Origin of the sequence: Pontibacter coccineus, from assembly GCF_030546575.1 — a bacterium.
In the GTDB taxonomy this organism is placed as follows: Bacteria; Bacteroidota; Bacteroidia; order Cytophagales; family Hymenobacteraceae; genus Pontibacter; species Pontibacter coccineus.
Map to the genome: position 1 here is coordinate 41,457 of NZ_JAUOTN010000011.1, position 23,298 is coordinate 64,754.

Genomic DNA, 23,298 nt, shown 5'->3' on the forward strand with positions numbered 1-23,298 from the left:
AAACACGATAGGCGGGTTTTGTCGTTAGTTCTTAAATTGTAACAATCAAGACAAGAGTCTACCGTACATGCGCCCTGTTTTTTTACTCTTCTTGCTATACCTGCTGCCGGCCATTGCCGTGGCGGGAACCTTGCGTGGGCGCATCACCGACGAAAACAACCAAGGCTTGCCCTTTGCCAGCATCTACATCAAAGAAACGGCCAGCGGCACCGCCTCCAATGACCAGGGCAATTATCAACTGCAACTGCCAGCCGGTACCTATACCTTGGAGTTTAAGTATGTCGGGTACCGCGCCCGCACCGAAACCGTGACGATCGGGGACGGCGCCCAGGAACTGAACGTGCAGCTGCTGCCGGAGGTGCTCAACCTGAAAGAGGTGGTGGTGAAGGCAGCCGACGAAGACCCGGCTTACGGCATCATGCGCAACGCCATCCGGCTGCGCAAGTACCACCGCGACGAAGTGAAGGCCTGGAGCGCCCGCGTGTACATGAAAGGCGTGGCCCGCATGGACAAGGTGCCCGGCAAGGTGCTCGGCGTGCGGGTGGTGGATGTGGACACAGGCATTGTATACCTGTCGGAGTCGGTGTCGGAGCTGCATTTCAAGAAGCCGAACAAGGTGAACGAGCGCGTGATCTCTTCGAAAGTGAGCGGCAAGAAGCAGGGCTTTAGTTTCAACCAGGCCTCGGAGATGAATATCAGCTTTTATGATAACCTGCTGAAGGTGGAGGGGCTGAGTGAGCGGGGTTTTGTGTCGCCGCTGGCCAACAATGCGCTCTTCTTCTACCGTTTCGAATACCAGGGCACTTTCGAGGAAAACGGGCGCACGATTAACAAGATCAAAGTCATCCCGCGGCGCAAAAACGACCCGGTGTTTCAGGGCAACATCTACATCGTGGACGGCTCCTGGCGCATCCACAGCACTGACCTCACGCTCACCAAAAACGCAGGCATCGATTTCGTCGACTTTATCCGGGTGCGGCAGGTATATGCGCCGGTGCAGGAAGAGGTGTGGATGCCGGTGTCGCAGCGCTTCACCTTCGAGGCTTCGGGACTAGGCTTTAAGGGAGGCGGCTATGCCACAGGTGTATACTCCAGGTATAAGGTGCAGCCCGCCTACAGCCGTCCGCCAACAGTGGTGGAGCCGGAGCCAGAAGTGGTGGAAAGTGCTGTGGCAGTAGAGGTGAAGCCTGCCCGGCGGCAGCGGGCCCGGGTGATCGAACCCGTAGAAGCCACACCCGAAGAGCAGCCTGCCATACATGATGAGAAGCTATTCAGCCGCGAGGTGCTGGTGGTGGAGAAGGAGGCCAACACCCGCGACTCTGCTTATTGGGCGGAAATCCGGCCGGTGCCGCTTACCGAGGAAGAGCAAACTGACTACCAGCGCAAAGACAGCCTGGAGGTCATCCGGGAGTCCAGAGTATACAAAGACTCCGTGGACCGCATCCGGAACAAGCCTACTTTCGGGAGCTTTTTTACGCGCGGCTATACCTACAACAATACCTACGAGCGCCGCTTTTTCCGGATAGACCCGCTGCTAAGCCTGACGGGCGGGCCGAGTGTGCTGCAGTACAACACCGTGGAAGGCACCGTGCTGAACGTGGGCATGGAATACCGGCAGGATTTTGAAGACCGCCGGCGATACGAAATAGAACCCACCATCCGCTACGGGCTCGCCAATGAGAAGCTCAACGCCAAACTGCGCCTGAGCTATACCTTCGATCCGATCAAACGGAGCTCGGTTTCAGTGGAGGGTGGCCGCTTCGTGGACCAGATCAACTCCACCAACCCGATTTCGCCTTTTGCCAACACGGTCTATACCCTGCTGATGCAGCGCAATTTCCTGAAGCTCTACCAGCGCGACTACGCCCGGGTGAACTACCGCTCGGAGGTGCTCAACGGTGTCACGATCCTGACCTCGCTGGACTACGGTCACCGCATGCCCTTGGAGAATGCCACCACCTATACCTTCCGGGAAAGCAGCAGCGGCGGCTTTACCTCCAATGTGCCCGAGAACGCCGAACTGGCCGATGCCTCTTTTGAGCCGCACCAAGCCCTGACGGCCGCCTTCACTGTGGCTTTCCGGCCGGGCATGAACTACATCTCCCGGCCCGACCGCAAGATCAACATCGGATCGCGCTGGCCCACGTTTTCGCTCGGCTACCGGGGTGGCATCAAGGCGCTGGGCGGCGATGTAAAGTATACGACCCTGGCGCTGCGCATCTCCGACGACTTTAGCCTAGGTTTGCTGGGCAGTAGTGAGTTCAGCTTTACCGGAGGCACTTTTTGGGGCAAGGAGAACATGCAGCTGATGGATTACCGCCATTTCAACGGCAACCGCACTATTTTTGCTGGCGTCTATACCGGCTTCCAGCTGCTCGACTACTACAGGTATAGCACCAGCAACCGCTACCTGGAGGGGCATTACGAGCACCACTTCAACGGTTTCCTTTTCAACAAAATACCGCTCTTCCGCCGCCTGAAGTGGCAGGAGGTGGTGAGCGTGCACTACCTCAATACACGTGAGTCGGATAACTATGTCGAGCTTGGGTTAGGTATAGAGCACATCTTCAAAGTACTGCGCGTCGATTTCTTCACCTCGTTCCAGGGGCAGCAAAAAGTACACACCGGACTGCGGTTCGGGTTTGGCTTCTAAGCCAGAGCGCTGGCGCATGAGCTGTTTCATAACCAAATACACAGGATGGCCGTTAAAAAAGCACAGTTCATAACCATTTTAAAACGACCATGAAAAAGCTGAAAGATATATTTATAACAGGATTGGCGCTGGCATTGGTAGCAGTATTGGGCACCAGCTGCGGCGAAAGGCCACAGTCTGACCCGGTGGATGACACCAGTACCGCCGAAGCTATAACGAACAAGAGCGAATCGACACAAAACCTGACTAAGCCACGCCCGGCCCCCATCGGCGACACGGCTGAAACAGGGGAGCAGGCCGACCGTTTTGGTAATCTGCCTTCCAACGTAGATTCTGCGGCGCGCCAGCGGGTAGAGCTGGACAAGCAAAAGCAACAACAAAAGAACCCCAATCAGCAACCTTAAAATTATAGCTTAGCCGAACTGCCGACAAAAGCAGCGAAGGTAAGTAAGGAGCATAGCAATAGAAGAGGCCATACCTGAAAATGATCAGGTATGGCCTCCTTGTTTCTATACCTAGCGGCTACTTTACAACTGCCGTAGTGCCCACAGGCGGAATCACCAGGCCAGCGCCCGTTTTCTTGCGGCCTTTGAGGTTGATGTTGTAGATGATCACGGAGATAAAGATCAGCACGTAGGCCGCCACTTTTACCGCCGTGGTTTCTTCGTTAAAGTACAGGAATGCTATCACAAAATTCATGATCGGGTTGATGTACATCAGGATGCCAATGGTGCCGGACGTGAGCTCTTTGAGGGCATAAAGGTTCAGGAACAACGGCAGCACCGTAAAGACAGCACTCAGTATACCTGTCATCAAAAAAAAGTGCCCGTCCAGCACCACCTCAGAGCTGCCTTTGAACTGCTCGTAAAATGGTGCGATAAAAATAAAAGCGAGCAGCAGCTGCAGCGTGAGCAGCACGATCTTGTCGTATACCTTGAGCAGGCGCTGGGTGATCAGGTAAAAGGCATAGCTCAGCGCGATCAGCAGACTGAACAGCAGACTCGTCAACTCACCCGTCCCGATCAGCACGCAACTCAGCGCACTCAGGCCGATAGCGAGCCACTGGTTTGGGCGCAACTCTTCTTTGAGCAAGGCAAAGCCCAGCACCGCCGTCAGAATCGGGCAGAGCAGGTATGAGAAAGAGCCCGTCTGGATGTTGATGTGGTTGATCACGTAAATGAAAGTCAGCCAGTTGATGGTGAGCAGCGAGCCGCCCAGAAAAGTAAAGAGCAGGAACCTACGCGCCTCACGCGGCTTGGAGGCCTTTACCTGGGCAAGCGTCTGCAGCAGGTATTTGCGCCGGAAAACCAACGTGATCAGCACCAGAAATAGCACCGACAACGTTACCCGAAAGAACAGGATCTGCCCGCTTGGGTAGTCGGCCAGGGCCTTGAGCGGGAAAGGGATAAAGCCCCAGATGACAAAGGCTGCTATACCTGCCGCGTAATATGGTTTGGTGTTCGTCGTTTCCATTTCAAAATAAAAGAGGGCAAAGGTATCGTTTTGATTTTGAAAAAGCTGCTATATAGTTTTCAATATCGATGGCCTAACATTAATTCCCGACTGGTTTAATTCTTAGCAGCTCGCCATAACCCTTCATCCGAAACATTATCTTTGAGCTTTAAATTGATTCGTATGCTCAGCTTTCACCAGCTTCAAGCCATTACAGGTGGTGCCGTAGTGCAGCAGGGGCAGGACAGCCCCGTGGTGCACCTGCTCACCGACAGCCGCAAGCTCTCGCAGCCGGCGGGCACGCTCTTTTTTGCCATCAGGGGCCGCCACAACGACGGGCACGTATACCTGGAGCAACTTTACATGCTGGGTGTGCGGCAGTTTGTGGTGGAGGAATTAGCAGGTGTGGAGCAGCTATACCCGGAGGCTGGTATCCTGCAGGTGCGCAGTAGCCTGGAGGCCTTGCAGGCGGTGGCAGCCTGGCACCGGGCGCAGTTCCGTATACCTGTGCTGGGCATCACGGGCAGCAACGGCAAGACGACCGTGAAAGAGTGGCTGGCGCAGCTGTTGAGTCCGGAGGAACTGGTGGTGAAGAGCCCGCGCAGCTACAACTCCCAGATTGGGGTTCCGCTCTCGGTATGGCAACTGGATGCCAACCACACCTTCGGGCTGTTCGAGGCAGGTATATCGCAGCCGGGCGAGATGCAAAAACTGCAGCAAATCATACAGCCAACACTTGGGCTATTCACCAACATCGGCAGCGCCCATGACGAAGGTTTTACCGACCACCGGCAGAAGGTGGCGGAGAAAATGCAGCTGTTCGGTAAGGTCGGGTTGCTCTTCTATTGTCTGGATCACGAGCTGATACATGAAGCGGTACAAACGCAAGGTATACCTGCGTTCACCTGGTCGCGCTACCAACAAGCGGATGTGGAAATCCGCCATAGCACTGTCTCCGGTCACAAAACCATCGTGAGCTATACCTTCCGGGGCGAGCAGCACAGCCTGGCCATCCCTTTCACAGACGAGGCCTCCGTAGAAAATGCCCTGCACTGCCTGGCGGTGCTGCTGCAGCGCGGCACTGACCTGACAGCTATACAGGACCGCCTGGACCGGCTGCAGCCCGTGGCCATGCGCCTCGAAATGAAAGAGGCCATCAACGGCTGCTACCTCATCGACGATACCTACAACAACGACCTCGCCGGTCTTTCCATCGCGCTCAATCTGCTGGCCAGTCAGCCGAAGCGGGGACGGCGAACGCTTATACTTTCCGATCTGCTGGAGTCAGGTATGCCGGAGGAGAAACTCTACAGCGAAGTAGCCGCCCTGACCAAAGCGCACCAGTTGGAGCGCCTGATCGGGATCGGGCCAACCATACAGGCGCATGGCGCCAGGTTTAGCGGCGATACGGCTTTTTATGCGAGTACAACCGCGTTTTTAGAGCAATTCAGTTCTGAACAGTTTCGCAATGAGCTGGTGCTGGTGAAGGGTGCGCGTGTGTTCGGTTTCGAGAAGATCGTGCAGGCTTTTCAGCAGAAGGTGCACGGCACGGTGCTGGAGGTGAACCTGGATGCGCTGGTGCATAACCTCAACTACTACCGCTCCAAACAGGCATCGGGCACCAAACTGATGGTGATGGTGAAGGCCTTTGCCTACGGCAGCGGCAGCTTCGAGGTAGCCAACCTGCTGCAGTTCCACCGTGTAGATTACCTGGCAGTGGCTTACGTGGACGAAGGCGTGAGCCTGCGCGAGCACGGCATCACGCTGCCGATCATGGTCATGAACCCCTCGCCGGACAGCCTGGCCAAGCTGCATCAGTACAGCCTGGAGCCCGAGATCTATTCCCTGGAGCTGCTCCGCGATTTTCTGGCAACAGCCCAGCCTGATATCCGCTACAAAATTCACCTGAAGCTCGATACCGGCATGCACCGCCTGGGTTTTACGGAAGAAGATTTTGACGAGCTGTTCTCCTTGCTGGAGCAACATCCGCAGGTGCGGGTGGTGAGTACCTTCAGTCACCTGGCCGGAGCCGACGAAGCTCTGCACGACGATTTTTCGCGCATGCAACTGCATAACTTCACCGCTTTGGCCGCTGAGGTAGAAGCGCGCCTCGGCTATACCTTGCTCAAGCATATTCTCAATTCGGCGGGCATCGTGCGCTTCCCGGAGCACCAGCTGGACATGGTGCGCTTAGGTATAGGCCTGTACGGGGTGGAGTCTACCGGTTCGGAGCAGGAGGCGCTGCAGCCGGTGAGCACGCTCAAAACCACCATCTCTCAAATCAAGCACATCCGCCAGGGCGAAACGGTGGGCTACAGCCGCAAAGGTATAGCCGATACCGACAAGACCATCGCCACCATCGCCATCGGTTACGCCGACGGTTACGACCGCCGCTTCAGCAACGGCGCCGGGCAAGTGATCATTGCAGGGCAGCGCGCCCCGGTCATCGGCAACGTGTGCATGGATATGTGCATGGTGGACGTGACCGGTATACCTGCCGCAGTGGGCGACGAAGTGACCGTGTTTGGTCCGCAACTTACTTTGGTTGAGCTGGCACAGCGCATCGGTACCATCTCTTACGAGTTGCTCACCAACGTCAGCTCCCGCGTCAAGCGCATCTTCTTCTCAGAGTGATTTCTCTGATTTGAAAGTTTGGAGATAGGATGATGTGAAAATTTGGGAATGCTGGTGGTGTAGTGGCCTTTCACAGTAATCTCGTAGTTTGTAGGGACAGGTAGCGAGCCAATGCCGTTAACTTAGGAAATACTGTGGCTAAACTGTCATCTCGAACAAAGTGAGAGATCTGGGGTATTTAAGCATTTTTGCAATATTTCAGATTTCTCTGAGCTACGCTCGCCCCCTTCGACTCACGTCTCGGGCGTGTTCGAAATGACAAAAACCCCTTCATTTGACGGCAGTACCCCTAACCTCATCTGCTGCGGACTTCCTGTTTCGCGTTTACCAGCACACGGGGATGTGGACATCCCCAGCAGAAAACTTCGAGACACGGATGTCCCGAAGAGCAATCGCTTCAGTTGACGGCATGGAGTCGCGACCTGTCCGAATCGTGCACCGGTATACCTGCCCAATCGTGCACCGGCAACAATTAACGATCAGCAATCAACAATTCAACCATCAACACATAACTTCATCAGCACATCTCCATATCTACAAATCTCCATATCTACACGTCTTCAAATTTTCACATCCCCAAATCCTCCTATCTTCAAATCATAAGTCCTATTCTTTTGCAATACCGGGGAACAGCTTGTATCTTGCAGTTGTTTATAAACAGTCTAAATAAAAGGAGGGAAATCGTGCATAACAGGGTACAGGAATCACAACAGCAGAAGAGTGTGCGCGATCTGAAGATCGGGGAGAGCGGGGAGATTTCCAGCCTTAACGACCCGGAAATGGCGCTAAAGCTACTGGAGATGGGCTGTATACCTGGTGCCGAGGTGAAGCTGAACAGCAAGGCCCCCTTCGGAGACCCTGTTACCATCATCGTGAACGACTATACCCTCTCACTCCGTTTAGACGAAGCTGAAACCATTCTGCTGAAGTAGATTTATTACCACATGGCTGTTACTATAGAGGCGGAAGCGCCAGAAGCCAAAAAAGCAACTGCTCATCATCCGGTGGCTAGAATTGCATTGATTGGCAACCCGAACTCGGGCAAAACTTCACTTTTCAACCAACTCACAGGCCTTAACCAGAAGGTGGGCAACTTCCCGGGCGTTACCGTCGACAAAAAGACCGGCGTTAGCCAACTGACGCCGCAGCTCAAGGCCCAGATCATCGACCTGCCCGGCAGCTATAGTTTGTACCCCAAGTCGCTCGACGAACGGGTGATCATCGACCTACTCTACGATCCGGCACTCAATAATCGCCCTGACCTGGTGATCGTGACAGCCGACGCTTCTAACCTGAAGCGCAACCTGCTGCTGTTCACACAATTGGCCGACCTGCGCATACCTGCTGTGCTGGCCCTCAACATGATGGACGTGGCTGAGGCTGAAGGTGTGAAGATCGACATCGAAGTGCTGCAGCGCGACCTCGGTGTGCCTGTTATACCCATGAATGCCCGAAAGGGCATAGGTATAGCGGCGCTCAAAATCTTGATCTCGCAACAGCTGGCGGCCACCGAAGTGTCTTTCTTCGAGGTACCGGCCAGGCTCAGGCCAATGGTAGATGGGATAAAGGAGCGGTTCAGCCTGAACAACGATTACCTGGCTCTGCACTATGCGCACCAGTACAAGCACCTGCGCTTTCTATCAGAAGATGACAAGGTATGGATGGCACAGCTGCTGGAGACGCAGGGGTTTAAGTCTACCACAGAGCAGGCCAACGAGACCATTGCCCGCTATGTGCGCATCAACGAGGTATTGCTCGATGTGGTGCGGGTAGATAAGGCAAAGGAAGAGGAGAAGTTCAGCAACAAACTCGACCAGATCCTGACGCACCGGGTGTACGGTTACCTGATCTTCATGGGGCTGCTGTTCCTGGTGTTTCAGGCGGTGTTTGCCTGGGCCAGTTATCCCATGGACCTGATCGACGAAGGTATAGCAGCGCTGAACACATTGATTCAGGAGAACTTTAACGGACCGTTGATCAACCTGCTCACCGAAGGCGTGATTGCCGGCCTGGGTGGCGTGCTGATTTTTATACCGCAGATTGCCATACTCTTTGCCTTTATTGCCATTCTGGAAGAAACCGGCTACATGGCCCGCGTCACTTTTATGATGGACAAGATCATGCGCAAATTCGGTCTGAACGGCAAAAGCGTGGTGCCGCTGATTTCAGGCGTGGCCTGCGCAGTGCCTGCTGTGATGTCGGCGCGCACGATTGAGAATTGGAAAGACCGCATGATCACCATCTTTGTGACGCCGCTCATGAGCTGCTCGGCCCGCATACCGGTGTACACCGTGCTGATTGCCCTGGTGGTGCCGGAGGTATACTACTTAGGCTTCATGAACCTGCAGGGCATTGTGCTGATGGGGCTATACCTGCTGGGCTTCCTGTCGGCCATTCTGTCGGCGCTGCTGCTCAAAGTATTGCTGAAGGCCCGCGAGCGCAGCTACTTCATCATGGAGTTTCCGGTATACCGCATGCCACGCTGGAAAAACGTTGGTCTTACCATTTTTGAAAAGTCCAGGACTTTTGTGCTGGAGGCAGGTAAGATCATTGTGGCGGTTTCCATCATCCTGTGGGTGCTGGCCTCTTATGGTCCCGGCGACAGCTTCGAGCGCGCCGAGGAGCGCGCTGTAGCCGAAGCCGAAGTAAAAGGCCTGAGCGACGTGCAAACCGATAACCTGATCTCCTCTTACCAACTGGAGTCGAGCTATGCGGGCAGATTCGGTCATGCCATCGAGCCGGCCATCCGTCCGTTGGGCTACGACTGGAAGATAGGTATAGCCCTGCTGACCTCCTTTGCTGCCCGCGAGGTGTTTGTAGGCACGATCTCGACGATCTACAGTATAGGCGAAGAAGAAAACGTGACTACGATCAAAGACAAGCTGATGTCAGAGAAGGACGCCGATGGCAATCCGTTCTTCACGCCGGCACGTGCTTTCTCGCTCTTGATTTTCTACGCCTTTGCCATGCAGTGCATCAGTACGCTGGCCATTGTGCGCCGCGAAACAAAGAGCTGGATGTGGCCACTGGCGCAGCTGGTTTACATGACGGGACTTGCGTACGTATCCGCCTTCGCCGTTTTCCAGTTGATGAGTTAATTACAAGCCTGCCAATAATTGCAAAGCCCGTTCCCGAAAGGAGCGGGCTTTTTGTTTCCATACCTGAAGGAGTGCTTTTGTCTGCTCCGCCTGGTGTCTAAAAGAGTGTCATATTAGGCGCCGCTGATTTGGTAGTGTGAGCGCTAGCTTCGCAAAATCATAAAAGTAAGTGAGTTGTCCTTGGTTTTGTATTATTTGGCTTTTAATATTTGCGCTGTAGCTAAAAACTTTAGAATTAAATTAAAATTGTTATAACAAATATTCTGCACTATAGGTATAACATATGGCGCAGGAATAAATGCAGCGGCCGAGTGTGGTGGGTTCCTGGCAAGCTATCTTAAAAGGGTCTGATTAGCTGCAATCGCTTAAATTTCTTCACTTCACGGATGCCACTCTGGCTCCGGCATAATACGCCTACAACTGAACGGCTGCCTGACGGCACCGGGAATCCTCATCTACCTTCTTCTGAACAGACGCCCTCCTGGCGCTGGATAATTGGCTATAGTTCTATAAGCCAGCCATACTCCGATTTTTACTAAATCCAGAAAGCGATGAAAAAACTTCTAGCAATAAGCTTCTTACTGATCTTTGCATTGCAGCTACAGGTGCTGGCCCAAGGGAGGGTCATTACCGGCAATGTAACAGACGCTTCCACAAATCAGCCTTTACCAGGGGTAGCGGTACTGGTGAAGGGAACAACCGTAGGTACTGCCACAAGTACCGAGGGAAACTACTCTATAACGGTGCCAGACGGCGCCACTACCTTAGAATTCCGTTTTATCGGTTACCGTACTACTGAGCGTCCCATTGGAGACGCTACTTCTATTAATGTAGCACTCCCGCTGGCCGCAGAACAACTGGGCGAGGTAGTGGTGACAGCTTTGGGTATCGAGCGAAACAAGAATGAGCTGGCATACTCCGCCCAGCAGGTGAGTGGTGAACAGATAACACGTACAAGACCTGCCGACTTTGTGAACTCCCTCTCAGGTAAGGTGGCTGGTCTGGACATCCGTTCCAACAACACCATGGGTGGCTCTACCAACGTGATCATCCGTGGTAACAAGTCCATTACAGGCAACAACCAGGCACTGTTTGTGATTGACGGTGTGCCGGTAAGTAATGCCAACACCAACACAGCCGACCAGCAATCTGGTAGGACCGGTACCGACTTTGGTAACGCTGCCGCGGACTTGAACCCTGATAACATTGAGTCTGTGAACGTACTGAAGGGCGCTGCCGCAACAGCATTGTATGGTTCGCGCGCGGCCAACGGCGTTATCATGATCACCACCAAAAAAGGCGCAAAGAACAGCCTGAATATTACGGTGAATAGTGGTGTTACCTGGAGCACAATGGACAGGAACACTTATGTTGACTACCAGAAAGAGTATGGGGCGGGCTACTTCCAGGGCTTCCGTACATCAGCTGACTTAGGCAGTGGGGTTGCGCCGGTAGTTCGTTTTCAGGATGATGCTTCCTATGGTCCGAGATTTGACCCGAACCTGCAGGTATACCAATGGGACGCTATTGATCCGCTTCACCCGAACTTTGGCAAAACAAGACCTTGGGTAGCTGCTGCAAATGACCCCCGTGATTTTTATGAGACCGGCGTGAACTCTAACCAGAGTATCATGGTGAGTGGCGGTGGCGATAAAACTACTTTCAATGTAGGCTATACCCGAAACGATATTAAAGGAAACCTGCCCAACGCAACGCTAGATAAAGACCTGTTCAACTTTACGGGTACTTTTGAGGCAACTGAAAAGCTATCGGTAAGTGCTTCTGCCAACTATTCGCGAACAGTAGGTGTGGGTAGGTATGGCACAGGTTACCAGGGTCGTAACCCTAACCAGCAGTTCAGGCAGTGGTGGCAGACCAACGTAGATATTGAAGAGCAGGAAGCTGCTTACTTCAGAAACCGTCAGAACATTACTTGGAACTGGAATGCGGCAAATACAGGTCCTATTTACTCTGATAACCCCTACTGGACCAGATTCGAGAACTACTCTAATGACGCCAGAGATAACTTCTATGGTTATGCATCTGCCACCTACAGGTTTACGGACTGGTTAAACTTATTGGGCAGAGTAACTTATAACACGACCACAGATATGCAGGAAGAGCGTGTAGCCGTAGGAAGTGCTGACGTGAGCGAGTTTGAGCGATATGACAGAGAATTCAACGAAACCAATTATGACCTCTTCCTAAACTTCAACAGGGATATTACGGAGGCTATTAGCCTGAATGGTTTGATTGGAACCAACCTGCGCAGAAACCGACTCAGAGATATCAGAGCAACTACCAACGGTGGCCTTGTTGTACCGAGGCTGTACACGTTGTCAAACTCAGTTAGCCCCATCACGGCTCCTATTGAAAACTTTGAGCGAGTGGGTGTTGACGGCATTTTTGCGAATGCCAACATCGGCTTCATGGAAACCTACTTCCTGGAGCTTTCTGCCCGTCGGGATAAATCTACAACACTGCCGGAAGGAGACAACTCTTACTTCTATCCTTCAATAGCAGGTAACGTGGTGTTCTCTAATCTGCTTCAATTGCCGTGGCTGTCAGGTGGTAAACTTAGAGTAAACTATGCAGAGGTAGGTAACAGTGCGCCGGCATTTAGTATATTCGATGTGTACACACAGCCAACCGGACTGGGCTCCATTCCACTCTTCTCGATCCCGAATACCAAAAACAACGAGAACCTGAAGCCAGAGAGAACCAAGAGCTTTGAGGCTGGTATTGAGGCAGACTTCTTCAATAGCCTGTTTGGGTTCGACTTTACTTATTACCGCTCCAGCACGGTAGACCAAATCATCAACGTGTCTACTACGGGTGCCACGGGCTACACAGCGCAGTGGGTGAACGCCGGGGAAGTGGAAAACAAAGGATTTGAGGTAGCCGCCTTTGCAACGCCGGTTCAGACAGGAGACTTCTCATGGAACATCAACATCAACTTCGCCCGTAACCGAAGTGAAGTCAAAAGCCTGTACCAGGATGTTCAGAATATCCCGCTTGCCACTTTCCAGGGAGGTGTGTCGCTCAACGCTGCTGTTGGCCATCCATTTGGTGTGATTAGGGGCACTGACTTCGTCTACACGAACGGACAAAAAACCGTCAACTCCGACGGGTACTACATAAACTCTGGTAACGCGTCTGACATTATTGGTGATCCGAACCCGGATTGGACGGGTGGGGTTAACAACACGCTGACCTTTAAAGGTGTGACGCTTGGCTTCTTGGTTGATGTGCGCCACGGAGGAGATGTGTTCTCGCTTGACCAATGGTATGGTGAGGCGACAGGTCTGTACCCGAATTCTGCCGGCTTGAACGACAAAGGAAACCCTTCTCGTCTTCCGGTAGCTGAAGGCGGTGGTGTACTGCTGCCCGGCGTGAAAGAGGATGGTACTCCTAACGATGTCTACGCAGAGAACACAGACGGTAATGGAGCCACTCCCTTTGGATATGCTGCCGGTGGTATAGAGGCCCCAAGGGCCATGTACGTGTTCGACGGTAGTTTCGTGAAGTTGAGAGAAGTTGCCCTTTCCTATGCACTGCCACAGTCCCTAATGGAAAACCTCGGCTTTATCAAAGGAGTTGATCTACAGTTGATCGGCCGAAACTTGTGGATCATCCACAAAAACATGGATTACTCTGATCCGGAAGAAGGCTTGAGTTCGGGCAACGCATCCAGGGGGTATCAGTCTGGCGCATACCCTGCCTTCAGAAACTACGGATTTAACGTCAGATTTAATTTCTAAACTATCGAGAGATGAAAAAACTTATCATATGCTTATTCTCGCTGGTGTTTATGGCAGCGTGCGTAGACGACCTGGATGAATATAATATTGACAGCAAGCGGGCAACCGATGTCCCGCCTGCCACACTGTTTACCAACGCGTTGCTGGGCCTGACGGATGTGCTGACAACTCCGAACGTTAACACGAACAACATCAGGTTGTATGTGCAGCACTGGGCTACAACGCAATACGTAGAGGAGCCCAGGTATAACATGACGGGTCGTTTGATTCCGCAAAACTTCTGGAATGCGCTTTACCGGGACGTGCTGGCCGACCTGAAAGAGTCTAAAAGGCTGGTAGTTGCCAATGAGACGATAGACCCAGTACTGAAAAACAACCAGTTGGCTCAAATTGAGATTATGGAGGTATACGCCTGGTCTATTCTGGTGACTTCTTTCGGTGATATCCCCTATACCGAGGCGCTTGATCCGACTAATACGCAGCCGGTATACGATGACGACCAGGCGATTTACAACGATATACTGGAACGTCTTGATATGGCGCTTGGACTGATCAATGTTGAGGAACCCGGGTTTGATGAGGGAGATGTGCTTTATAATGGAGATATGGCGCAATGGGTGAAGTTTGGCAACTCTCTGAAGTTGCGGCTAGCCATGGTGATAGCCGATGTTGACGCAGCTAAAGCCGGAACGCTTGTAGCAGAAGCTGCGCCAAATGTGTTCACAAGTAATGCGGACAATGCCTTATTCCCCTACACGGCTGCAACTCCGAACAACAACCCTATTTCGGATAACGTCAAAGGTCCACTTTCAGCGAGGGAAGACTTTATAGCATCCAGTACACTGGTTGATGTGATGAATGCACTGAATGACCCCAGGAGACCGCAGTACTTTACAGATGTTGATGGGCAGTTTATAGGCGGTCGAGTTGGCTTTGCGAACGATTATGAAGCAAACTCCACCGTAAGTGAGAAAATAGCCGCACTTGATTTCCCGGGTGTGCTGCTGGATTATGCCGAGGTAGAGTTCCTGCTGGCTGAAGCTGTAGAAAGAGGATTTATTGCCGGGTCTGCCGCTGAACATTACAGTGCAGCTATCAGGGCATCCATCCTGTACTGGGGAGGAACAGAAGCCGAGGCAGCCGCCTATCTGGCTCAGCCTGCCGTTAACTACGCGACCGCTCCCGGTGACTGGAGACAAAAGATTGGCACACAAGCCTGGATTGCCTTTTTTAACCGCGGTTATGAGGCCTGGTTGAGTTGGAGAAGATTGGATGCCCCAACCCTGACACCTCCGGTAGAAGGATTGATCGTGCCAACAAGATTGATCTACCCTGTTAATGAACAGACGCTGAACCCGAACAACCGCGAAGCGGCGGCATCAGCTATAGGAGGAGACGAAAGCTCCACGAAGCTGTTCTGGGATGTGAATTGATGGACTAATGCATGACTGATTATTATAGTAGTAGTTTACCTATTGAAAAATGCCCCCGGGTTCGGGGGCATTTTTCTTTTATAGCCAGCTAAATATCAAATTATAGATTGTCGGCTTTGATTAAATAGGCTGTGGAAGTCGAGATTTCTGTTGAAAGGCGGAGGTTACTCATAGGATAATGCTGGCTTTTTGCGACTAAAACAGGAAACTTAGCAGGGAGGTCAGCTTCATCAAGTTGTCATACCTGATATGAAGAGAGCTAAAATCTTGATTTTGTATGCCTTATGTTTAAAAATTTAATTTTTCTACTATAGTATTGAATAAATTTATCTTTTCCAATACATGTCCGTATAAGGAGGAGCTTTTGCCGTTTTGCTCGGATTCAGCTTATATTAAGTGCCTAGGAGTCGCAGTGAAAATTCTTAAGATTTGCTTTCGAGGTCAAAAAACGCACTAAATATTTGTGAAAGCCGAAAACATTCTTTAAAATTGAGCATCTCTCACCTTAAACAATTTAAAACAATGAAAAGACCTCTACTATTCTCAGAGTTATTTTTGCCCTACTGCCGCTTTCCAATTTCAGCAAAGCTAGCGGCTTCCTAAGTATTTATCGATTAACATAGCCTGCTTTTAAGGCTATCTGACTGTCGTTTGCAGGCTTATACCGTCTGCCCTAACGACAGTTATATCCTTATTTTGATAAATAATTTAATATAATTTAGTTTTCCTGGTGTCTGATGCAATGATTTGTTGCGGATGATTTTTCTGTTGAGGGTCGTGCTCTTGTCCCTTGGATATGTCGGTTCCGGCATTTTAGATAAGTCAGCACACATACCTGTTACAGAAGCTCTTTATCAGCATCATTGGCCAGTATCAAATCTCAGAAGCGAAGGGAATAGATAGATGAAGGAGGTGATTAACAGATAGAGTGAGCATTTGCTCAATATTTAATATAAAACAAACAGACTGAAGCTGCTAGCCAGCCCAGTGATATAAATAACACCTTAACTATTTTGATTTAATTCTTACCTAAACAAACAGCGCAATGAAAAAAATTCTAATGCTATGCCTGCTGCTTGTGTCGGCCTTTATCCATGAGGCTATGGCTCAAGTCAGGGCGATCACCGGTACGGTGACAGACGCTACTACCAAACAGCCGCTGCCAGGGGTTACAGTCCTGGTGAAAGGCACTTCAGTGGGTACTGCCTCAGGGGCAGACGGTACTTACACTGTAAATGTGCCAGAGGGCAGCAACACCCTTGTATTCCGCTTTATTGGTTATCAGACAGTTGAACGGCCGATCGGTAACGAATCTGCCATAAACGTGTCTATGGGAACTGATACCCGCCAGTTGGGTGAGGTTGTGGTGACCGCCCTCGGTATCGAGCGTAACAGAAACGAGCTGGCCTACTCAGCTCAGGAAGTTAGCGGAGACCAGATCACTCGCGCCAGAAATGAAAACGTAGTAAACTCCCTCTCAGGTAAAGTAGCTGGTCTGGACATCAGAACCAACAACACCATGGGTGGCTCTACTAACGTTATTATCCGTGGTTATTCTTCCCTTACAGGTGAAAACCAGGCGCTTTTCGTTATTGACGGTGTGCCAGTAAGTAATGCCAACAACAACGGCTCTAGCCAGGCTACTGGCCGTGGTGGTGCTGACTTTGGTAACGCTGCAGCTGACTTGAACCCTGATAACATCGAGTCTGTGAACGTGCTGAAAGGTGCAGCAGCAACAGCACTCTACGGTTCGCGTGCAGCCAACGGTGTTATCATGATCACTACTAAAAAAGGTGCTAAAAATAGCCTTAACATAGCTGTGAACAGCGGTGTTACCTGGAGTAACATTGATAAAAGCACTTATGTGAAATACCAGAAAGAATATGGTGGTGGTTACTTCCAGGGCTTCCGTGCACCTAAAGATTTAGGCAGCGGTGTAGCACCGGTAGTAAGATACCAAGATGATGCTTCCTACGGTCCTAGATTCGATCCGAACCTGCAGGTTTACCAGTGGGATGCGATCGATCCGCTTCATCCAAACTATGGGAAGACCAGACCTTGGGTAGCTGCTGAAAACGATCCTACTGCTTTCTATGAGACTGGTCTTAACTCTAACCAGAGCGTTGTAGTTAGTGGCGGTGGCGACAAGACAACCTTTAACCTTGGTTACACCCGTAACGATATCAAAGGTAACCTGCCTAACTCTACAATAGACAAAGACATGTTCAACTTCAATGCTTCTTACGAGGCTACTGAAAGATTGACAGTGTCTGCTTCAGGTAACTACACGCGTACAGTAGGTATGGGTAGATATGGTACTGGTTATAGCGGTACTAACCCTAACCAGCAGTTCCGTCAGTGGTGGCAAACCAACGTGGATCTGAAAGAGCAGAAAGATGCTTACTTCAGAAACCGCCAGAACATTACCTGGAACTGGAACAGCTCAAACACAGGCCCTATCTACTCTGATAACCCATACTGGACGCAGTACGAAAACTACGCAAACGACAGCAGAGATAACATCTACGGTTATGCAACTGTTAATTACAAAATCACCGATTGGATGAGCGCCATGGGTAGAGCCTCTTTCAACACTACAGGTGACATGCAGGAAGAGCGCGTTGCTGTTGGTAGTGCTGGCCTGAGTGGCTACTCCAGATATAACAGAGACTTCAACGAGACGAACTTCGACTTCATGTTGAACTTCAACAAAGATATCTCTGAAGAATTAAGCTTTACAGGTTTGTTAGGTACCAACCTTCGCAGAGAACGTGCTGAATCTATTTTTACAGCAACAAACGGCGGTCTGGTCGTTCCAAAACTTTACTCCATCTCCAACTCAGCGAGCCCTGTAAACCCTCCAACTGAAACCTTCAGCCGTAGAGGTGTTGACGGTATCTTCGCCAACGTAAACTTTGGTTTCAGAGACACTTACTACATGGAGCTTTCTGCTCGTCAGGATAAGTCTACTACACTTCCAAAAGGCGATAACTCATACTTCTATCCAGCTGCTGGTGTGAACGTAATATTCTCTAACCTGCTGGAAACCTCTTGGTTATCACATGGTAAGGCCAGAGTTAACTACGCCGAAGTAGGTAACGATGCCGCCCCTTTGAGTATCTTTGATGTGTATGACAAGCCAACCGGTTTTGGCTCAACTCCGATCTTCTCGCTTCCAAGCACGAAGAACAACCCTAACCTGAAGCCTGAAAGAAAGAAGAGTATGGAAGCAGGTATAGAGGCTGAGTTCTTCAACAACCTGTTCGGTTTCGACTTCACTGTATACAAGGAAAACCAGATCGACCAGATCATGCCTGTTAGCCAGACGGCTGCTTCAGGTTTTACAAACCGTTATGTAAACGCTGGTGAAGTAGAAAACAAAGGTTTTGAGATTGCTGCTTTTGTAACTCCGGTTCAAACAGGAGACCTCACATGGACCATGAACTTCAACTTCGCACGTAACAGAAACAAGGTTATAAGCCTGTACGAAGATGTGCAGAACTTAACTCTTGCTTCTTTCCAGGGTGGTGTTTCTCTGAACGCTGCCATTGGTCAGCCTTACGGTGTAATTCGTGGTAACGACTTCGTTTACACGAATGGTCAGAAAACAGTTGGAGAGAATGGATACTACCTGTTGTCAGAAAAATCAGACGTTATTATCGGTAATCCAAACCCAGACTGGACTGGCGGTTTCAACAACACCTTAACTTATAAAGGTGTGTCATTGGGCTTCCTGATCGATGTTCGCAAGGGTGGAGATGTATTCTCTCTTGACCAGTGGTATGGCGAAGCAACTGGTTTGTATGCTCACACTGCTGGCTTGAACGACAAGGGTAATCCTACTCGTGACCCAGCTGCAGAAGGTGGTGGTGTACTGCTGCCAGGCGTTAAGGAAGATGGTACTCCAAACGACATCTATGCTGAGAACCAGGATGGTGACGGTATGACTCCTTACGGCTACGCAGCTGATAACTACCTGGGTGCTCCGCGCGCTATGTATGTGTTCGATGGTAGCTTCGTGAAGTTGAGAGAAGTTGCTCTTTCTTATGCTTTGCCTGAGTCAGTTATCGGGAACCTGGGCTTCGTAAAAGGTGTTGATCTGCAGTTGATCGGCCGTAACCTGTGGATCATCCACAAGAACATGGAGTACTCTGATCCGGAAGAAGGTCTGAGCTCAGGTAACGCTGGTAGAGGATATCAGTCTGGTGCTTACCCAGCTGTTAGAACTTATGGCTTCAACGTTAAATTAAATTTCTAAAATATCAGAAAATGAAGAAACTTATCATATGCTTATTCTCGCTGGTGTTTATGGCATCATGCGTAGATGATCTGGAAGAGTATAATGTCGACCAGAAGCGAGCAACAGCAGTTCCGGCGGTTACCCTGTTCACGGGTGCTACTAAAAACCTGACGGATGTGCTGACAACTCCAAACGTTAATACAAACAACTACCGTTTCTATGTGCAGCACTGGACATCCACTCAGTACCTGGATGAGCCACGCTATAACATGACTTCACGTACGATCCCACAAAGCATGTGGACAGTACTGTACCGTGATGTGCTAAATGATTTAGTTGAAGCCAAAAGGATCGTAACCGAAGATGCGACGCTTGCTGAAGGCGTTAAGAAAAACCAGCTGGCTCAGATCGAAATCATGGAAGTGTATACCTGGTCTGTTCTGGTAAATACTTTTGGTGACATTCCTTACACTGAGGCACTTAATCCACAGAATGCACTGCCTAAGTACGACGATGCAAAAACTGTTTACGCTGATATCTTAAATCGCCTTGAGGCTGCAGTAGGACAGCTTGATCCTAAAACTACTGGATTTACTGCGAGCGGTGACATTCTTTACTCTGGTAACATGGAGAGATGGCTTAAATTCGGCAACTCTCTTAAGTTGAAGCTCGGTATGGTAGTAGCTGACGTTGACAATGCGAAAGCAAAAGCCTTAGCAGAATCAGCAGTCGCAGGTGGAGTAATCTCAAGCAACGCTGAAAATGCAGCATTCGAATACTTGTCTTCACCGCCGAACAACAACCCTATCTCTTCTAACGTGAAAGGTCCACTTTCAACTCGTGAAGACTACGTTGCTGCTAACACGCTAGTTGACGCCATGAACCAGCGTAATGACCCAAGAAGAGAGTTCTATTTCTCTCAGGTTAATGGAACGTATGCAGGTGGTAAGTATGGCTTCCCTAACACTTTCACTAGTTTCTCAACTGTGAGCGCAAAGGTTGCTAATCCTACGTTCGAGGCCGTGTTGCTTGATTATGCTGAAGTAGAATTCCTGCTGGCCGAAGCTGTAGAAAGAGGTTATAATGTAGGTGGCACTGCTATGGATCACTACAATAAAGCTGTTAAGGCCTCTATTACCTACTGGGGTGGTACCGAAGCTCAGGCTACAGCATACCTGTTACAGCCAAGCGTGAACTATCTGACTGCTCCTGGCGACTGGAGACAGAAAATTGGTACACAGGAGTGGATCGCGCTTTATAACCGTGGATACGACGCATGGGTAACCTGGAGAAGATTAGATGCTCCAACGCTTCTTCCTCCAGTAGAAGGCCTGACCGTACCTACAAGATTGATCTACCCAGTTAACGAGCAAACACTCAACCCATCAAACAATGCCGCTGCGGCGTCAGCGATTGGTGGTGATGCGAGCTCAACCAAGCTATTCTGGGATGTTAAATAGTAATGATTTATTAATTGAATTTTAAGAAAACTAGGTAGTAGTCTTCTTCATTGGCAAAGGTCTCCGGAATCCGGAGACCTTTTCTTTTTATAATAATTCACAGCAACGGCAGTGTCACGCTGAGTTGTTAAAAAGCTTTTAGCTTAATGGTAATTGAATGTCTAAACTTTGTATATTTAAAAAAGTATTTCAACAATATTTCGCTCCATATGCCCCGGAAAGCAGTTGCAATTACCCTCTTACTGATGGTCTTCACTTTAAACGCATGGGCCCAATCAGTAAATCCCAGGCAATACAAACTATCCGGAACAGTGAAGGGGATCTGGGGTGAGAGACTGGAAGGCGCTTTTTTAGTGGTTACACCAGGCGGGAAAGGCGTTTTTACCGATAAGCAGGGCCGCTTTTCCTTACTGCTGGAGAAGGGTAGCTACGAGATTGCCTGCCAATACATCGGGATGGCACCGTTCCGGGAGTCAGTTACCATAGCCACTGATAAAGAGGTTGAGTTTACGCTGACACTGGCCAACTTCAAATTAAAAGAGGTAGAGATCACCAGCAGGCCTGTTACGGATGTGAATAACACCCATATGGGCAGTTCGTTCATAGATCAGAAGATGCTGACGCGCATGCCCAAGCTATTGGGAGAAGCCGATGTGTTGCGGAGTGTTTCGGCATTGCCCGGGGTGGTGAATGCAGGCGAAGGAACATCGGGCTTTTTTGTGCGGGGTGGCAGTGCGGACCAGAACCTTGTGCTGATGGACGATGCCCCCTTGTTCAACGCCAACCATTTGTTCGGCTTCTACTCGGTCTACAATCCTGATATTCTCAAAAGCTATGAACTGCATCGAAGCGGAATATCGGCCAGGTATGGAGGTAGGATTTCGTCTATTTTGGATGTTAGCCTCCGGGATGGGAACGAGGAAAAAATGAAGTATGAGATCGGTGTGTCTCCCATCTCGGGCAAGTTCAGCATGGATGGGCCTCTGTCTGACAAACTCACCTTCCTGGCTGCTGTCAGAGGAGCGTTCCCAGGCTACATCATGAAGCTGTTCCCCAACAGGAATATCAAAAACAGCTCCGGTCATTTTTATGACGGTAACCTGAAGTTTAAGTATAAGCTGAACGCAAAGAATACCGTCAGTTTCTCAGGTTACCACAGTGCGGATGGCTTCAAATTTCCGAACGACACGACCTATCAATGGAAAAACACACTGGGAACGCTCAAATGGAGTCATCTTTTCAACAACAACTTTTCAGGTATAGCCACAGTCGTTAAGAGCAACTACGTCAATAAGGTCGAAGGGATAGCTGTCGGGGAAGAGTTTGCGCTTAACTCAGGTATAGACCTGACACAGCTAAAGCTTGACTTTGGTTACTTCGGACTTGAAAACCATCAACTTGACTTTGGGGCCGACGCATCTGTATACGTCATTGAGCCGGGAGAATTAGTGCCGTACGGCAGTTCAAGCCTTAACCCGCGCCAATTGGAAAGCGACAAAGGATATGAAACATCCGTCTACCTAAATGATGAAATGACACTTACCGACAGGCTGTCGATGTCAGTGGGGCTACGCTTCTCTCAGTTTGCGAAAATAGGGCCTTCGGATACTTATGTTTATGCAGAGGGGCAGCCCAAGAGTGATGTGAATATTGTCGATACGCTTTCCTATAGTGCAGGGAAGGTGGTGCAAACCTACTATGGGCTTGAGCCACGGGCGTCCTTCAAGTATTCTTTAACTGACAATACATCTTTTAAAGCAGGCTATAGCAGAACCAGACAGTATATTCAGATCATCTCAAACACAGCCGCCATTACGCCGGTGGATGTCTGGAAGCTGTCTAACAACCACATAGAGCCTCAGGTGGCAGACCAGCTGTCTTTGGGGTATTTTTACTCAGATCCGGAGAGTTGGTATGACCTCAGTTGGGAGGTATATTATAAAAAACTTTATAACCAGGTCGATTACAAAGATGGGGCAACGCTGCTGCTCAACCCCACACTCGAATCGGATTTGTTGTTCGGAGATGGTGAGGCCTACGGCTCTGAATGGATGCTGAAAAAGAACCAGGGACGACTTACAGGGTGGGTCAGTCTGACGTACTCCAGGTCTTTTAGAACGATAGCGGGCAATACCGAAGCAGAAACCATCAACGGCGGGAAAGCCTATCCATCTAATTACGATAAACCCGTCAACCTAAATGTCTTTGCTGATTATCACCTTTGGCCAAAATGGAAAGTGACGGCAAACTTCACCTATACCACCGGCAGGCCGGTTACGGCCGCGGACTCCTGGTATTGGTACCAGGGACAGATATTCGCCAACTACGCAGGCCGAAATCAGGAGCGAATGCCCGACTATCACCGCCTGGATGTGTCCCTGAATCGTGAAATTATCAAAAGAGGCAAGGCAGAGTACAGTGGCAGCTTCTCCATTTATAACCTGTATGGCCGAAAGAACGCTTACTCCATGCTATACCAGCATCACTACGGAGAGGCACCGGGGGCGTATAAGCTGGCTGTGATCGGCGCTCCTATACCTTCAATCAATTTTAATGTTAAATTCTAA

11 protein-coding genes are annotated in these 23,298 nt (G+C 50.3%); 10 read left to right on the forward strand and 1 reads right to left on the reverse strand.

Annotated elements, in window-relative coordinates; all coding sequences use genetic code 11:
- Window positions 1–67 precede the first annotated feature (67 nt).
- Window positions 68–2,653: a DUF5686 and carboxypeptidase regulatory-like domain-containing protein gene (locus Q4E40_RS19750; RefSeq protein ID WP_303414833.1), complete on the forward strand. Its 2,586-nt coding sequence runs from the start codon at window positions 68–70 to the stop codon at window positions 2,651–2,653.
- Window positions 2,654–2,742: 89 nt separating this feature from the next.
- A complete protein-coding gene (locus Q4E40_RS19755) occupies window positions 2,743–3,057 on the forward strand; it encodes a hypothetical protein (protein WP_303414835.1) in 315 nt (104 codons plus the stop codon).
- A 118-nt stretch (window positions 3,058–3,175) separates the two neighbouring features.
- Here Q4E40_RS19755 and Q4E40_RS19760 read toward each other — a convergent pair whose 3' ends face one another.
- Window positions 3,176–4,126, reverse strand: coding sequence for an EamA family transporter (locus Q4E40_RS19760; RefSeq protein ID WP_303414837.1), 951 nt, complete (start codon window positions 4,124–4,126; stop codon window positions 3,176–3,178).
- 162 nt (window positions 4,127–4,288) lie between these two features.
- Here Q4E40_RS19760 and Q4E40_RS19765 point away from each other — a divergent pair, with 162 nt between their 5' ends.
- From Q4E40_RS19765 to Q4E40_RS19800, 8 genes are all read left to right on the forward strand, one after another.
- Entirely contained in the window at window positions 4,289–6,739 is a 2,451-nt protein-coding gene (locus Q4E40_RS19765; protein WP_303414839.1) for a bifunctional UDP-N-acetylmuramoyl-tripeptide:D-alanyl-D-alanine ligase/alanine racemase, read from the forward strand.
- A 683-nt stretch (window positions 6,740–7,422) separates the two neighbouring features.
- On the forward strand, window positions 7,423–7,671 hold the full coding sequence (locus Q4E40_RS19770; protein WP_303414841.1) for a FeoA family protein: 249 nt from the start codon (window positions 7,423–7,425) through the stop codon (window positions 7,669–7,671).
- Window positions 7,672–7,683: 12 nt separating this feature from the next.
- Window positions 7,684–9,837: a ferrous iron transport protein B gene (gene feoB, locus Q4E40_RS19775; RefSeq protein WP_303414845.1), complete on the forward strand. Its 2,154-nt coding sequence runs from the start codon at window positions 7,684–7,686 to the stop codon at window positions 9,835–9,837.
- A 551-nt stretch (window positions 9,838–10,388) separates the two neighbouring features.
- A complete protein-coding gene (locus tag Q4E40_RS19780) occupies window positions 10,389–13,598 on the forward strand; it encodes a SusC/RagA family TonB-linked outer membrane protein (protein WP_303414847.1) in 3,210 nt (1,069 codons plus the stop codon).
- A gap of 11 nt (window positions 13,599–13,609) precedes the next feature.
- The gene (locus Q4E40_RS19785; protein ID WP_303414850.1) at window positions 13,610–15,031 is read left to right on the forward strand and encodes a SusD/RagB family nutrient-binding outer membrane lipoprotein; all 1,422 of its coding nucleotides are present in this window, start codon (window positions 13,610–13,612) and stop codon (window positions 15,029–15,031) included.
- 1,045 nt (window positions 15,032–16,076) lie between these two features.
- Complete coding sequence (locus Q4E40_RS19790; protein ID WP_303414853.1) at window positions 16,077–19,289, forward strand: SusC/RagA family TonB-linked outer membrane protein; 3,213 nt, start codon at window positions 16,077–16,079, stop codon at window positions 19,287–19,289.
- Window positions 19,290–19,300: 11 nt separating this feature from the next.
- The gene (locus Q4E40_RS19795; protein ID WP_303414856.1) at window positions 19,301–20,731 is read left to right on the forward strand and encodes a SusD/RagB family nutrient-binding outer membrane lipoprotein; all 1,431 of its coding nucleotides are present in this window, start codon (window positions 19,301–19,303) and stop codon (window positions 20,729–20,731) included.
- 311 nt (window positions 20,732–21,042) lie between these two features.
- Window positions 21,043–23,298 carry a TonB-dependent receptor gene (locus Q4E40_RS19800; RefSeq protein ID WP_303414860.1) on the forward strand — a complete coding sequence of 752 codons (2,256 nt, stop codon included), beginning with the start codon at window positions 21,043–21,045 and terminating at the stop codon, window positions 23,296–23,298.

Bases quoted from the DNA above. Each gene is read 5' to 3' on its own strand.
- Q4E40_RS19750 (WP_303414833.1), top strand. From the start codon at position 68: ATGCGCCCTGTTTTTTTACTCTTCTTGCTATACCTGCTGCCGGCCATT.
- Q4E40_RS19755 (WP_303414835.1), top strand. From the start codon at position 2,743: ATGAAAAAGCTGAAAGATATATTTATAACAGGATTGGCGCTGGCATTG.
- Q4E40_RS19760 (WP_303414837.1), bottom strand. From the start codon at position 4,126: ATGGAAACGACGAACACCAAACCATATTACGCGGCAGGTATAGCAGCC.
- Q4E40_RS19765 (WP_303414839.1), top strand. From the start codon at position 4,289: ATGCTCAGCTTTCACCAGCTTCAAGCCATTACAGGTGGTGCCGTAGTG.
- feoB (WP_303414845.1), top strand. From the start codon at position 7,684: ATGGCTGTTACTATAGAGGCGGAAGCGCCAGAAGCCAAAAAAGCAACT.
- Q4E40_RS19780 (WP_303414847.1), top strand. From the start codon at position 10,389: ATGAAAAAACTTCTAGCAATAAGCTTCTTACTGATCTTTGCATTGCAG.
- Q4E40_RS19785 (WP_303414850.1), top strand. From the start codon at position 13,610: ATGAAAAAACTTATCATATGCTTATTCTCGCTGGTGTTTATGGCAGCG.
- Q4E40_RS19790 (WP_303414853.1), top strand. From the start codon at position 16,077: ATGAAAAAAATTCTAATGCTATGCCTGCTGCTTGTGTCGGCCTTTATC.
- Q4E40_RS19795 (WP_303414856.1), top strand. From the start codon at position 19,301: ATGAAGAAACTTATCATATGCTTATTCTCGCTGGTGTTTATGGCATCA.